The 13971-nt window shown below is 73.1% G+C and carries 11 protein-coding genes; 2 read left to right on the top strand and 9 right to left on the bottom strand.

Annotated features, from left to right (window positions below; translation table 11 throughout):
* Complete coding sequence (locus Q0963_RS02395) at window positions 1–951, bottom strand: acyl-CoA thioesterase (RefSeq protein WP_299441926.1); 951 nt, start codon at window positions 949–951, stop codon at window positions 1–3.
* Window positions 952–964: 13 nt separating this feature from the next.
* Window positions 965–2947, bottom strand: a complete 1983-nt coding sequence (locus tag Q0963_RS02390) for a TIGR03960 family B12-binding radical SAM protein (protein ID WP_299441923.1) — start codon at window positions 2945–2947, stop codon at window positions 965–967.
* Window positions 2948–3118: 171 nt separating this feature from the next.
* Here Q0963_RS02390 and Q0963_RS02385 point away from each other — a divergent pair, with 171 nt between their 5' ends.
* Window positions 3119–4498 (top strand): NAD(P)/FAD-dependent oxidoreductase, encoded by a 1380-nt coding sequence (locus Q0963_RS02385; RefSeq protein WP_299441920.1) that lies wholly within the window; start codon window positions 3119–3121, stop codon window positions 4496–4498.
* A gap of 5 nt (window positions 4499–4503) precedes the next feature.
* Window positions 4504–5100: a protein-L-isoaspartate O-methyltransferase gene (locus Q0963_RS02380; RefSeq protein ID WP_299441917.1), complete on the top strand. Its 597-nt coding sequence runs from the start codon at window positions 4504–4506 to the stop codon at window positions 5098–5100.
* A 113-nt stretch (window positions 5101–5213) separates the two neighbouring features.
* On the opposite strand, the gene Q0963_RS02375 is transcribed toward Q0963_RS02380, so the two are convergent.
* The 7 genes from Q0963_RS02375 to Q0963_RS02345 form a co-directional block, all read right to left on the bottom strand.
* On the bottom strand, window positions 5214–7085 hold the full coding sequence (locus Q0963_RS02375; protein ID WP_299441914.1) for a long-chain fatty acid--CoA ligase: 1872 nt from the start codon (window positions 7083–7085) through the stop codon (window positions 5214–5216).
* Window positions 7086–7184: 99 nt separating this feature from the next.
* Entirely contained in the window at window positions 7185–8312 is a 1128-nt protein-coding gene (locus tag Q0963_RS02370; protein ID WP_299441911.1) for an FtsW/RodA/SpoVE family cell cycle protein, read from the bottom strand.
* Complete coding sequence (locus Q0963_RS02365; protein ID WP_299441908.1) at window positions 8276–9238, bottom strand: bifunctional riboflavin kinase/FAD synthetase; 963 nt, start codon at window positions 9236–9238, stop codon at window positions 8276–8278. Before Q0963_RS02365 ends, Q0963_RS02370 begins: the two co-directional genes overlap by 37 nt.
* 10 nt (window positions 9239–9248) lie before the next feature.
* Window positions 9249–10175, bottom strand: coding sequence for a tRNA pseudouridine(55) synthase TruB (gene truB / locus Q0963_RS02360; protein ID WP_299441905.1), 927 nt, complete (start codon window positions 10173–10175; stop codon window positions 9249–9251).
* Window positions 10159–10614: a 30S ribosome-binding factor RbfA gene (gene rbfA / locus Q0963_RS02355; RefSeq protein ID WP_299441902.1), complete on the bottom strand. Its 456-nt coding sequence runs from the start codon at window positions 10612–10614 to the stop codon at window positions 10159–10161. Before rbfA ends, truB begins: the two co-directional genes overlap by 17 nt.
* Window positions 10615–10762: 148 nt before the next feature.
* Window positions 10763–13573 carry a translation initiation factor IF-2 gene (infB, locus tag Q0963_RS02350; protein WP_299441899.1) on the bottom strand — a complete coding sequence of 937 codons (2811 nt, stop codon included), beginning with the start codon at window positions 13571–13573 and terminating at the stop codon, window positions 10763–10765.
* 91 nt (window positions 13574–13664) lie between these two features.
* Complete coding sequence (locus tag Q0963_RS02345; protein ID WP_299442461.1) at window positions 13665–13958, bottom strand: YlxR family protein; 294 nt, start codon at window positions 13956–13958, stop codon at window positions 13665–13667.
* Window positions 13959–13971: the final 13 nt, after the last annotated feature.

The raw sequence follows: 13971 nt of genomic DNA, 5'->3' as shown, positions 1-13971 counted from the left end.
TCAGTCCCCGAAGCGGTCGCGGATGGCGACGAGCTCCAGGGCGTGGGCGTCGAGCGCTCGGTCCTCGTCGCTGATCGGGGTCCAGGTGGGGGTCGGCACCGCGCGCCGGCGCTCGTCGATGCCGACGAACACGGTGCGGCAGTACGTGGTCAGCTCCAGGGCGTCCGCGCCCTCGGCGGGGTCGCCGGAGCGGACGTGGACCCCGATGTGCATCGAGGTTCGGCCGGTGTGCAGCAGCCGGGCCTCGACCTCGACGAGGTGGCCGATGCGCAGGGGCCGGTAGAAGCGCACGCCGCCGGTGAAGATCGCGACGTTGTTCGCGTTGCCGCTCCAGCGGGTCGCGAGGACGTGGGCGGCCTCGTCGATCCACCGCATCACGACCCCGCCGTGCACCTTGCCGCCCCAGTTGACGTCGGTCGGCGCGGCGAGGAAGCGCATCGTCACCCGCGGCGCCGTGCCCTCCTCGGAGTACACCTGGCGGGCCATCGCCGCCTCGACCTCCGCCCGCAGCTCGGCCCGGCGCATCGCCCAGCGCTGCTGCAGCTCCTCCCCCAGCGTCGCGGGGACGAGGTCCGGAACCGGCGTCGAGCGGCCGTCCTCGTCGACCGCGACGAAGACGATGAGGCAGCGCGTCGCAGGTTCCAGTGCGCGGGTGCGGGGCTGTCCCGAGGCGACGTCGACGGTGATGTGCATCGAGGTCCGCCCCGTGTGGACCACCGTCGCCGTGACCTCGACGAGCTCGCCCACCTCGACGGGCCGGGTGAACCGGACGTTGCCGACGTAGGCGGTGACGCAGTACGTCCCGCTCCACCCGGCGGCCGCGGCGTAGCCGGCCTTGTCGATCCACTCGAGCACCCGACCTGCGGAGACCGAGCCGGAGTGCCCGGCGTCGGTGGGCGCGGCGAGGAAGCGCAGCGTGATCTGCGTGGCGGGGCGCGGCCGGTCGTCCACGCCGATCATCCTGTCAGGCGTGCGTGTGACCGGCGCCGGCCTCGGCCATCCGCTCGCGCCCCGCGCCGAGCACGGTGAGCGGCAGCAGCGTCTTGCCGGTGGGCCCGATCTCGATCTCGGTGTTCATCTGCGGGCAGACCCCACAGTCGAAGCACGGCGTCCAGCGGCAGTCCTCGACCTCGGTCTCGTCGAGGGAGTCCAGCCAGTCCTGCCACAGCCACTCCTTGTCGAGCCCGGAGTCGATGTGGTCCCACGGCAGGACCTCGGCCTCCTCGCGCTCGCGGGTGGTGTACCAGGCGACGTCGACGCCGACCTCGGGCAGCACCCGCCCGGCGGCCTCCATCCACCGCTCGTACGAGAAGTGCTCGGACCAGCCGTCGAAACGCCCGCCATCGCGCCAGACGGCCTCGATGACCCGGCCGACGCGCCGGTCACCGCGGCTGAGCAGGCCCTCGACGATGCCCGGCTTGCCGTCGTGGTACCGGAACCCGATGGACGACCCGTAGCGCCGGTCGGACCGGATCGCCTGTCGCAGCTTGTCGAGCCGCGCGTCGGTCTCCTCGGCCCCCAGCTGGGCGGCCCACTGGAACGGGGTGTGCGGCTTGGGCACGAAGCCGCCGATCGACACCGTGCACCGGATGTCGCGGCGCCCGCTGACCTCGCGGCCGGTCTCGATGACCTTCTTCGCGAGCTCGGCGATCTGGAGGACGTCCTCGTCGGTCTCGGTCGGGAGCCCGCACATGAAGTACAGCTTGACCTGCCGCCAGCCCGCGCCGTACGCGGCGGAGACCGTGCGGATGAGGTCCTCCTCGCTGACCATCTTGTTGATGACCTTGCGGATGCGCTCGGAGCCGCCCTCGGGGGCGAAGGTCAGCCCGGAGCGGCGGCCGTTGCGGGTCAGCTCGTTCGCGAGGTCGATGTTGAAGGCGTCGACGCGCGTCGACGGCAGCGACAGGCCCGTGTTGGTGCCCTCGTACCGGTCGGCGAGCCCCTTGGTGACGTCGGCGATCTCGGAGTGGTCGGCCGAGCTGAGCGACAGCAGGCCGACCTCCTCGAAGCCGGTGGCGGCCAGGCCGCGCTCGACCATCTCGCCGATGCCGGTGATGGAGCGCTCGCGGACCGGCCGGGTGATCATCCCGGCCTGGCAGAAGCGGCAGCCCCGGGTGCAGCCCCGGAAGATCTCGACCGACATCCGCTCGTGCACGGACTCGGCGAGCGGCACGAGCGGCTGCTTCGGGTACGGCCAGGCGTCGAGGTCCATGACGGTGTGCTTGCTGACCCGCCACGGCACGCCCGCGGTGTTCGGCGCGACGCGCTGGATGCGCCCGTCGGGCAGGTAGGTGACGTCGTAGAAGCGCGGCACGTAGACCCCACCGGTGCGGGCCAGCCGCAGCAGCAGCTCGTGGCGGCCACCGGGGCGGCCCTCGCGCTTCCAGTCCCCGATGATGTCGGTGATGGCGAGCACGGCCTCCTCGCCGTCGCCGACGACGGCGCAGTCGACGAAGTCCGCGACCGGCTCGGGGTTGAACGCGGCGTGCCCCCCGGCGACGACGACCGGGTGGCTGTCGTCGCGGTCGGCCGCGTGCAGCGGGATGCCCGCGAGGTCGAGCGCGGTCAGCATGTTCGTGTACCCGAGCTCGGTCGAGAACGAGAGGCCGAGGACGTCGAAGTCACCGACCGGCCGGTGCGCGTCGACGGTGAACTGCGGCACGCCGTGCTCGCGCATCAGCGCCTCGAGGTCGGGCCACACCGCGTAGGTGCGCTCGGCGAGGGCGTCGTCGCGCTCGTTGAGCACTTCGTACAGGATCATGACGCCCTGGTTCGGCACCCCCACCTCGTAGGCGTCGGGGTACATGAGGGACCAGCGGACGGTGTGGTCCCCGGCGAGGTCCCAGGGCTTGACCGTCGAGTTCAGCTCGCCCCCGACGTACTGGATGGGCTTGCTCACCTGCTCGAGCAGCGGCTCGAGGGCGGGGAAGACGGACTGACCGGGCATCCCCCCAGGGTAGGTGGGGTCGGGACGTGTCCCAAACCGCTCACCTCCTCCCCCACGTCTCATGCCGGCGTCCGGTGTTCGTCGGCTGCGCACGGCGTGTCGCCGGACGCGGGGATGGGAGGTCGGGGCCGCGGGGTGTCGGCCGGCCCCGGACGGTGCTTGGGTGGAGGCATGACGGACACCCAGCAGGTAGACCTCGTCGTCCTCGGCCTCGGCCCGGGCGGTGAGTCCGTCGCGACCGAGGCGGCCGGCGCCGGGATGCGCGTCGTCGGCATCGACGAACGCCTCGTCGGCGGCGAGTGCCCGTACTACGGGTGCGTGCCGAGCAAGATGATGATCCGGGCGGCCAACTCGCTCGCCGAGACCCGGCGCGTCGACGGCCTCGCCGGCACCGCCGAGGCGAGCCCGGCGTTCGACGTCGTCGCCCGCCGGATCCGGGACGAGGCCACCGACGACTGGGACGACACGGTGGCCGTCGAGCGCCTCGAGAAGGCCGGGGTCCGGTTCGTGCGGGGGCACGGCCGGCTCGTCGGCCCGGGCGTCGTCGAGGTCGGCGGCACCCGGTACGTCGCGAGCGTCGGGGTCGTTCTCAACACCGGGACGGCGCCGGCCGCTCCCCCGGTCGACGGGCTCGCCGACACCCCGTTCTGGACCAACCGGGAGGCGATGCAGGCCACGACGGCCCCCGCCTCGCTCGTCGTCATGGGCGGCGGCGCGATCGGGGCCGAGCTCGCCCAGGCGTTCGCCCGCTTCGGGAGCCGGGTGAGCGTCGTCGAGATGGCCCCGCGGCTCCTCGCCCTCGAGGAACCGGAGGCCTCCGAGGTCGTCGCCCGGTCCTTCGCCACCGACGGCATCCAGGTCCTCGTCGGGGCGACGGTCGGCGCCGTCGAGCACGCCGACGGTCGCTTCGCCGTGTCGGTGACCGACGCCGAGGGCACCGACATCACGCTCGACGCCGACCGCCTCCTCGTCGCCGCCGGGCGGCGCCCCAACCTGTCCGACATCGGGCTCGACACCGTGGGCCTGGACCCGGCGGCCCGGACGGTCGAGACCGACGAGCGGATGCGGGCCGGCGAGAAGCTGTGGGCCATCGGCGACATCACCGGCGAGGGCGCCTTCACCCACATGTCGATGTACCAGGCGGGCATCGCCGTGCGCGACCTCACCGGCGCCGACGGCCCGTGGGCCAGCTACCACGCCGTGCCGCGGGTCACCTACACCGACCCCGAGGTCGGCGCCGTGGGGCTGACCGAAGAGCAGGCCCGCGACGCCGGCGTCGACGTGCGCACCGGCTCGACGCCCCTGGGGTCCAGCTCACGCGGCTGGATCCACGGCCCCGGCGGCGACGGCGTCATCAAGGTCGTCGAGGACCGGGCCGCCGGGCACCTCGTCGGCGCGACGTCCGTCGGGCCTGCCGGCGGCGAGGTCCTCTCGATGCTGGCGACGGCCGTCCACGCCCGCGTTCCCACCATGGTCCTGCGCGAGCAGGTCCTGGCCTACCCGACGTTCCACCGGGCCGTGTCCAGCGCGCTGGCGGACCTGGACGGCTGACCGCGATGGCCACGGCCCGGGACCTCGACGCGGCGTTCGCCGCGCAGCCCCGCGAGCGCTTCCTCCCGGAGGCCATGCGCGCCAAGGCCTACTACGACGGGCCGCTCTCGATCGGCTTCGGCCAGACCAACAGTCAGCCACGCACCGTCCGGGCCATGCTCGAGCTCCTCGACGTGCACCCGGGGCAGCGGTGCCTCGACGTCGGCTCCGGGTCGGGGTGGACGACGGCCCTGCTCGCCACCCTCGTCGGCCCGGAGGGCTCGGTCCTCGGTCTCGAGCGGGTGCCGACGCTCGTGGCCGACGGGGCGAGCAACGTCGCGGATGCGGGCCTGCCCTGGGCGTCGGTGCGCACGGCCGCACCCGGTGTGCTCGGTGCGCCGGACGACGCGCCGTTCGACCGCATCCTCGTCTCGGCCATGGCGTCCCGGCTGCCGCTGGACCTCGTGGCCCAGCTGCGCCCCGGCGGTGTGCTCGTCGTCCCGGTGGCCGGGCGGATGCGGCGGGTGGTCCGCGGCCTCCCGCCGCGGGACGACCCCCGGGACGCCGAGGTGACCGAGCACGGCCGCTACCGGTTCGTCCCGCTCGTCACCGACCCGGCCTGACCTGCCACACCGAGCCCCAGCAGCACCCCGACATCTCATGCTCCGGTCCGCGTGACACCCCGCCGGAACGGGGTGTCACGCGGACGCCGGCATGAAACGTGGGGAGAGGGCGGTCAGCCGGAGTAGTGCGCGTCCAGGACGTCGCGGTACTTGTCGGCGACGACCTTGCGCTTGAGCTTCAGGCTCGGGGTCAGCTCGCCCTGCTCGACCGTCAGGTCGTGCTCGAGGATCGTGAACTTCTTGATCGTCTCCCACCGGTTCAGCCCGGCGTTCAGCTGGTCCACGTAGCCCTGGACCATCTGCCGGCATGCATCCGACGTGACGATCTCGGTGTAGGACTTGCCCTCCATCCCGTTCTGCGCCGCCCAGCCGGCGATCGCGTCGGGGTCGAGGGTGATGAGCGCCGACACGAAGTTACGGTCGGCGCCGTGCACGACGAGCTGGCTCGCGTACGGGCACAGGCCCTTGAACTTCGACTCGATGATCGACGGCGCCACGTACTTGCCGCCGCTGGTCTTGAACAGGTCCTTCTTGCGGTCGGTGATCCGCAGGAAGCCGCGGTCGTCGACCTCGCCGATGTCACCGGTGTGCAGCCAGCCCTCGTCGTCGATCGTCTCGGCCGTCGCCTCGGGGTTGTTGTGGTACCCCTCCATGTTGCCGGGGCCACGCAGGAGCACCTCGCCGTCGTCGGCGATCCGCACCTCGGTGCCCGGCAGCGGCCACCCGACGGACCCGTAGCGGTAGGCCTTGAGCCGGTTGACGAAGGACGCGGCGCTCGTCTCGGTCATGCCGTAGCCCTCGGCGATGAGCATGCCCATCCCGTCGAACCAGCGCGCGACGTCCTGGTTGAGCGCGGCCGACCCGGAGATGAAGAACCGGATGTTCCCGCCGAACCGCTCGCGGATCTTGCTCCCGACGAGCTTGTCGAGGACCGCGTGCTTGACCGCGAGCAGCCCGCTGGGGCTCTCGCCGCGCTCGCGCATCTCGCTCACCTCGCGCCCGGTGGCGCTCGCGGCCGTGAACAGCGTGTGCTTGAGGCCACCCTCGGCCTCCATCATCATCGACACCCGGGCGTAGGCCTTCTCGAAGATGCGCGGCGCCGCGCCCATGAACGTCGGCCGGACGACGGCGAGGTTGTCGACGATCTTGTCGATCCGCCCGTCGATCGCCGTCGCGAAGCCCATCTGGAGCGGCAGGGTGAGCAGGACCTTCCCGAAGACGTGGGCGAGCGGCAGCCACAGGTACTGGATGTCGTCCTCGGTGAGGATGTCGATGGCCTCGACCGCGGCGCTCTCGTAGGTCCAGCAGCTGTGCGCCAGGCGCACCCCCTTCGGACGTCCCGTGGTGCCCGAGGTGTAGATGATCGTCGCGAGCTGGTCGGCGCGGATGTGGTCGATCCGCACGTCGATGGCCTGCGGGTCGCCGGCGAGGTACTCACGGCCGAGCGCGCGCAGCTCGTCGAGGGTCAGGGTCCAGTCGTCGGGGTCCGGGTTGCCCTCGAGGAGCACGACGCGGGTCACCGCGGGCGTCTGGGCGCGGATGGACCGCAGCTTCGCGAGCTGCTCGGCGTTCTCGGCGAAGACGACCTTGGCGGCGGAGTCGCTGAGGATGAAGGCGACGTCGTCGGCCATCGTCGTCGGGTAGATCGTCGTCGTCGCGGCCCCGGCGACCATGATGGCGAGGTCGGCAACGGCCCACTCGTAGCGGGTCCCGGACGCGATGGCCACCCGGTCCTCGGGCTCGACGCCGAGGGCGACGAGGCCGGCGCCCAGCTCGCGGACGACCTCGTCGAGCTCGCGCCACGAGACGTTCACCCACTCGTCCCCGGACTCGGACACGACGGCGTGCATGAAGGCCGTGCGGTCCGGCGAGGCCGACACCCGATCACGGAACAGGTGAGCGACGCTCGCCGCCCGGCCCTCGAGAATCGCCTGGTCGACAGGCTCGTCGGCGGGGCTGTGGATCTGCTGGATCGAGCCAGTCATCGTGGACCGTCCTCGGCTTCGGTGGCGTGGTGTCGGAATCCTGTCACACCCCACGGCCGTAGGAAATGAGGCTCGCCTCACGTGACGGTCACCGCACGGTCACGATCGGTGGCCGTCCTGGGTGGCGTCGACGAGCCCGATCGCCAGCCACGACACGAGCATCGAGGTGCCCCCGTACGACACGAACGGCAGCGGCAGGCCCGTCACCGGCAACAGCCCGAGGTTCATCCCGACGTTCTGGACGACCTGGACCGCGAGCCACGCGGCGACCCCGACCCCCACGAGCCGGCCGAACGCGTCCTCGGCCCGGGCCGCGACGACGAGCACCCGGACCACGACGACCCCGAGCAGCACGACGAGCCCCGCCGCCCCGACGAAGCCCAGCTCCTCCCCCGCGACCGAGAAGACGAAGTCGTTGAGCTGGAAGGGCACGAACCCGCCCTGGGTCCGCGGCCCCGCCATGAACCCCTGCCCCCACAGCCCGCCCCCGCCGATGGCCTGCCGCACCTGCGCGGTCTGGTAGCCGGCGCCCAGCGGGTCCGCTCCCGGGTCGGCGAACGCGGTGAGCCGGGCGCGCTGGTAGTCGCTGAGCAGCGGGGTGGTCCAGGCCGCCGCCGCCGCCCCGGCCGCGACGACCACCGAGACGAGGACCCAGCGCCTGGGAGCCCCGCCGACGAGCACGACGGCGAACCCGAGGGCGAGCAGGACCAGGGCGGTCCCGAGGTCGGGCTGCGCCGCCACGAGCCCCGTCGGCACTCCCACGAGGACGGCGGCGACCGCCAGCCGGCGCGGCCCGGGGTCGCTCGCCCGGTCCAGGCCGGCCGCCAGGGAGGCCGCGAGGGCCAGGGCGAGCCCGACCTTGGCCAGCTCGGCGGGCTGCAGGGTGAAGCCGGCGGCCAGCGGGATCCAGGAGCGCGCCCCGTTGACCGTCGCACCCAGCGGGGTCCGCACGAGCAGGAGCAGGACGACGGCCGCGGCCCACACCCACGGGGCGGCCGCCCAGACCTGACCGCGGCCGGCCCGGCTCACCAGGAGCGCGACGACCAGCCCGACGGCGGCCGTGACGAGGTGACGGACGAGGTAGGCGTCACCGGCCGTCCGCACCGTCGCCGACCAGACGAGCAGCGCGCCCACGACCGAGGCTCCCCCGGCGGCGACGAAGAGCCCGACGTCGTGCCGGGCCCACCCGCTCAGGCGGGCACGATCTGGGCGAGGATCTCGCGGCACCGTACGACGTCCCGGGCCATGGCGTCGGTCAGCTCCTCGACGCTGTCGAAGCGCAGCGTCGGGCGGATGTGCTCGACGAACTCGACGAGGACGGTCTCGTCGTACAGGTCGAGGTCGTCGCGGTCGAGGACGTAGGCCTCGACGGTGCGCCGGTCGGTGGTGTCGAACGTGGGGTTGGTGCCGACGCTGATCGCGGCCGGCATCGTGCGGTCGGGGGCGTCGTCGGCCAGGTCGACCCGGGTGAGCCAGCCCGCGTACACGCCCTCCTGCGGGACGAGCCCGAGGGAGTCGGCGGCGAGGTTGGCCGTCGGGTAGCCGAGCCCGCGGCCGCGGTGGTTGCCGTGCACGACGGTGCCGAGGACCCGGTGCGGGCGGCCGAGGATGCGGGCCGCGTCGGCGACGTCCCCGTCGGCGAGGCGCTGCCGGATGACGGTGGACGAGAAGCGCTCCCCGTCACCGACGTCGTCGAGGGCGATGACCTCGAACCCGAACTGCTCGCCGAGGTCGGCGAGGGTCGCCACGTCGCCGGAGTTGCGGTAGCCGAAGCGGGTGTCGAGCCCGACGACGACGCAGCGCGCGTCGAGGCCGCGGACGAAGACGTCCCGGACGAAGTCCTCGGGGCTCTGCTGCGCGAACTCGGTGGTGAAGTCGAGGACGAGCAGGCCGTCGACCCCGGTGCCCGCGATGAGCTCGTCGCGGATGCGGCCCGGCGCGAGCAGCTCGGGAGCCTTGTCGGGGTTCAGCACCTGGGCCGGGTGCGGATCGAAGGTGATCGCGACCGACGGCAGCCCGAGCCGCTGCCCGGCGTCGACGAGCGACCCGAGGACGGCCTTGTGACCACGGTGGACGCCGTCGAAGTTGCCGAGGGTGAGCACGCAGGGGCGCAGGGCCTCGGGCGTGGCGTCAGGGTCGGACCATCGGTGCACGGAGGACACTCTACGAACTCGCCGGGGCGAACACGACGAGGGACCGCGCTGTGGCCCCGGCCTCGTCGAGCATCGCGACGAGCGTGCCGTCCGGGGCGAACGCCGCCACCGGGCCGGGCCGCCCGCGCTGCTCGGACGGCACCTTCTGGCCGTACCCGAGCGCGGTGGCCTCCTCGCCGGTCAGGTCCCGGGCGGGGAACGCCGCCCGGGCGGCCGTGGCGAGCGGGACGACGGGCATCGGGGAGCCCTGCCGCGCCTCGAGGTCGGCGAGCACGTGGGCGTCCGCGAGCGCGAACCCGCCGACGCGGGTGCGCCGCAGGGCGGTGAGGTGCCCCCCGGTGCCGAGGGCCTGCCCGAGGTCGCGCGCGAGGGCCCGGACGTAGGTGCCCGACGAGACGGTCACCTCGATGTCGACGTCGAGCACCGGGGTGCCGGCGGCCACGGTCTCCCGCAGGTCGCCGACGGCGAAGCGCGCGACGGTGACGGGGCGGGGCGGCAGGTCCACGGCCTCGCCCGAGCGGACCCGGTGGTAGGACCGCTGCCCCTTGACCTTGATGGCGCTGACCGCGCTGGGCACCTGCTCGATGTCGCCGGTCAGCCCGGCGACGGCCCGCTCCACGGCCGCGCGGTCCACCCCGGCGGCCCCGGAGGCGGCGGTGACCTCACCCTCGGCGTCGTCGGTGAGCGTCGACTGCCCGAGCCGGACCGTCGCCGTGTAGTCCTTGTCGGCCCCGACGAGGAACGTCAGCAGCCGGGTGGCCCGGCCGACGCCGAGGACGAGGACGCCCGTCGCCATCGGGTCGAGCGTGCCGGCATGGCCGACCTTGCGGGTCGCGCAGAGCCGGCGGGCCCGGGCGACGACGTCGTGGCTGGTCCAGTCCTGCGGCTTGTCGACGACGAGGACGCCGTCCGGGGTGGCCTCAGCGCTGGTCGGCACCCGAGCCCTCGACCTCGTCCTCGCGCTCCTTGCGGTAGGGGTCGGCCTCGCCGGCGTGCCGGGCGCTGGCCGCGGCGGCGGCCACCTCGGCGTCCCGCTGACGAGCCTCCTTGAGGAGGTCCTCGAGGTGGGCGGCGTTCTCGGGGATGGCGTCGGCGATCCACTCCAGGCTCGGGGTGAGCCGGATGCCCAGCTCCTTGCCGACAAAGGACCGGAGCCGGCCCTTGTGCTGCTCGAGGAGCCGGGCGGTGCGCTCGCGCTGCAGCTCGTCACCGAAGACGGTGTAGAAGAGCGAGGCGTGCTGGAGGTCGCCGGTGACCCGGACGTCGGTGACCGTGACGAACCCGAGGTCGGGGTCCTTGACGATCGACTCGAGGTTCGCGGCGGTCAGCGTCTTGATGCGGTCGGCGACCTTGCGGGCCCGTGCTTCGTCGGCCACGGCTCCTCCTTCGCTCGATGTGTTCAGGGCGTCGTCCACCCTAGCCGCCGCCCGACCCCGGTCCGCACCGGCCGCCCCACCGGACGAGAGACGAGAACATGCCGTGCACCCCGAGGGGCACACGGCATGTTCTCGTCGTCCGACCCGGTCAGGCGCGCGGCTTCTCGCGCATCTCGTAGGTGGTGATGAGGTCCTCGAGCTGCAGGTCGTTGTACGACCCCAGGTTGATGCCGCACTCGAAGCCCTCGCGGACCTCGGTGACGTCGTCCTTGAACCGGCGCAGACCGGCGACCTCGACGTTCTCGGCCACGACGACGCCGTTGCGCGTGATCCGCGCCTTCGTGCCGCGCTTGATCTCGCCGCTGCGGACGATCGACCCGGCGATGTTGCCGAACTTGCTGGAGCGGAAGATCTCGCGGATCTCGGCGGACCCGAGCTCGACCTCCTCGAACTCCGGCTTGAGCATGCCCTTGAGGGCCTGCTCGATCTCCTCGATCGCCTGGTAGATGACGCCGTAGTAGCGGATCTCGACGCCCTCGCGCTCCGCGACCTCCGCGTTCTGGCCCTCGGCCCGAACGTTGAAGCCGAGGATGATCGCGTTGGACGCCATCGCGAGGTTGATGTTGTTCAGCGTGATCGCGCCGACACCCCGGTCGATGATCCGCAGGTCGACCTCGTCGCCGACGTCGATCTGCAGCAGGGCGTCCTCGAGGGCCTCGACCGAACCCGACACGTCACCCTTGAGGATGAGGTTGAGGGTGTCGACCTTGCCCTGCGCGAGCGCCTCGTTGAGGTCCTCGAGCGAGATGCGCTTGCGGGCCTTGGCCAGGCTGGCCTGGCGGTCCGCAGCCTCGCGCTTCTCGGCGATCTGGCGTGCCGTGCGGTCGTCGGGGGCGACGACGAAGGTGTCGCCGGCCCGCGGGACCGAGGAGAGCCCGAGCACCTGGACCGGACGCGACGGGGTCGCCTCCTGGACGTTCGCGCCGTGCTCGTCGAGCATCGCCCGGACGCGCCCGTAGGCGGACCCGGTGACGATCGCGTCGCCGACGTGGAGCGTGCCCGACTGGATGAGCACGGTCGCCGTGGCGCCGCGGCCCTTGTCGAGGTTCGCCTCGATGGCGACACCGCGGGCGTCCCGGTCGGGGTTGGCCCGCAGGTCGAGCGCGGCGTCCGCCGTGAGGAGGACCGCCTCGAGCAGCTGGTCGATGTTCTGCCCCTGCTTCGCGGAGACGTCGACGAACATCGTCTCGCCGCCGTACTCCTCGGCGACGAGGTTGTACTCGGTCAGCTGCTGGCGGATCTTCTGCGGGTTGGCACCCTCGACGTCGATCTTGTTGACCGCGACGACGATCGGCACGTCCGCGGCCTGCGCGTGGTTGAGCGCCTCGATCGTCTGCGGCATGACGCCGTCGTCGGCCGCGACCACGAGGATCGCGATGTCGGTGACCTTGGCACCACGGGCACGCATGGCGGTGAACGCCTCGTGACCGGGGGTGTCGATGAAGGTGATCGCCCGCTCGACGCCCTCGTGCTCCTTGTGGATCTGGTAGGCGCCGATGTGCTGGGTGATCCCGCCGGTCTCGCCGCCGGCGACGTCCTCGTCGCGGATGGCGTCGAGGAGGCGCGTCTTGCCGTGGTCGACGTGACCCATGACGGTGACGACCGGCGGGCGGGCCGCGAGGTCGTCCTCGTCCTCGGCGTCGACCCCGATCTCGAGGTCGATGTCGAAGGCGTCGTAGAGCTCGCGCTCCTCCTCCTCCGGCGAGACCATGCGGATGTCGTAGCCGAGCTCGGAGCCGAGCACCCGGAAGGTGTCCTCGTCGAGGCTCTGCGTGGCCGTGGCCATCTCACCGAGGTGGAAGAGCACGGTGACGAGCGAGGCCGGGTTGGCGTTGATCTTGTCGGCGAAGTCCGTGAGGCTCGCGCCCTGACGGACCTGGACGATCGTCTTGCCGTCGCCGCGGGGGACGGTGACGCCGCCGATCGACGGCGCCTGCATCTCCTCGAACTCCATGCGCTTGGCGCGCCGGGACTTGCGGCCACGCTGCGGCCGGCCGCCTCCGCGACCGAACGCACCCTGGGTACTGCCACGGCCACCACGGCCACCGGGGCCGCCGGGACGGCCGGCGAAGCCGCCACCGCCACCGGGACGGGCCCCCGGGCCACCACCGGCACCGCCGGGGCGGCCGCCGCGAGCAGGCCGCTCGCCCGGACGGGCGACGGCGCTGCGGTCGGGCATCATGCCCGGGCTGGGACGCGGGCCGCCGGGGCGGGGGCCGCCGGGGCCGGAAGCGCCACCGGCGGGACGGGGCCCGCCGGGACGGCTCTGCGGCCGGGGCATGCCCTGGCTCGGCGCGAACGGGTTGTTGCCCGGGCGCGGGGCGGCCTCGCGGCTGCGACCCATCCCCTGGCTCGGGGCGTACGGGTTGTTGCCCGGACGCGGAGCGGAGGTCCGCGGTGCCGGACGGGGACCGCCCGGCTTCGGGGCGCCACCCTCGCGGGCCGCGGGCTGGGCCGGCTCGGCCGGCTGGGCCGGTGCGGCCGGGGTCGGCGCTGCGGGCTTGACGGGTGCCGACGGGGCCGGGGCCGCAGCAGCGGGAGCCTGCGCAGCGGCGGGAGCCTCGGACGGCGCCGGAGCGGCGGGAGCCGCCGCTGCAGGTGCCGCCGGGGCAGCCGGAGCGGCCGGTGCCTCGGGGGCAGCCGCTGCCGGAGCCTCGGGGGCCGCCGGGGCGGGAGCCGCGGACGCGGCCTTCTGCGGGGCCGGCTTCTTGGGCGCGGCCTTCTTGGGAGCCTCGACCTTGTCGGCCGGGTACTTCTCGTTGTAGCGCCGCACGACCGGGGCTTCGATCGTGGAACTGGCGCTCTTGACGTACTCGCCCATCGCGTTCAGGCGTTCCAGGACGACCTTGCTGGTCTCCCCGGTTTCCTTCGCGAGTGCGCTCACACGGACTTTAGACACATCTCTCCTGTCCAGGTCCGTGCCGGGCGGCGCGGACCGTCTTACAGCTGGGGGGTGCTCATCGCTGAGTACTCATCGGGTGCTCATCGCGTTAAACCCGCTTCCGGTCTTCGTTCTCTGACAGTTGTCCCTGCGCGAGGTCCTCGACCACGGCCGCGACGACGGAGGTGTCCGGGGCGACGCTGCTGCGCAGCGCACGCCCGAACCCGCGTCGGCGGACGGCGAGGTCGAGACACGAGACGGCCGGGTGCAGCCATGCGCCGCGTCCCGGACGACGGCGCTCGGGGTCGGGGACGACCGTGGGGCCGTGCTCCCCCACCTCGAGAACCACTCGCAGGAGGGCCGACCGGCTATCCGTCCGGCGGCAGCCGATGCAGGTGCGCACCGGTGTCGACGGC

Source organism: uncultured Phycicoccus sp. (genome assembly GCF_947495705.1).
In the GTDB taxonomy this organism is placed as follows: Bacteria; Actinomycetota; Actinomycetes; order Actinomycetales; family Dermatophilaceae; genus Phycicoccus.
This window is presented reverse-complemented; position numbering and strand designations above follow the sequence as displayed.

What these genes read in the sequence shown, in the direction of transcription:
- Q0963_RS02375 (WP_299441914.1), bottom strand. Translation starts at nt 7,085, where the DNA reads ATGACTGGCTCGATCCAGCAGATCCACAGCCCCGCCGACGAGCCTGTC.
- Q0963_RS02390 (WP_299441923.1), bottom strand. Translation starts at nt 2,947, where the DNA reads ATGCCCGGTCAGTCCGTCTTCCCCGCCCTCGAGCCGCTGCTCGAGCAG.
- Q0963_RS02380 (WP_299441917.1), top strand. Translation starts at nt 4,504, where the DNA reads ATGGCCACGGCCCGGGACCTCGACGCGGCGTTCGCCGCGCAGCCCCGC.
- Q0963_RS02385 (WP_299441920.1), top strand. Translation starts at nt 3,119, where the DNA reads ATGACGGACACCCAGCAGGTAGACCTCGTCGTCCTCGGCCTCGGCCCG.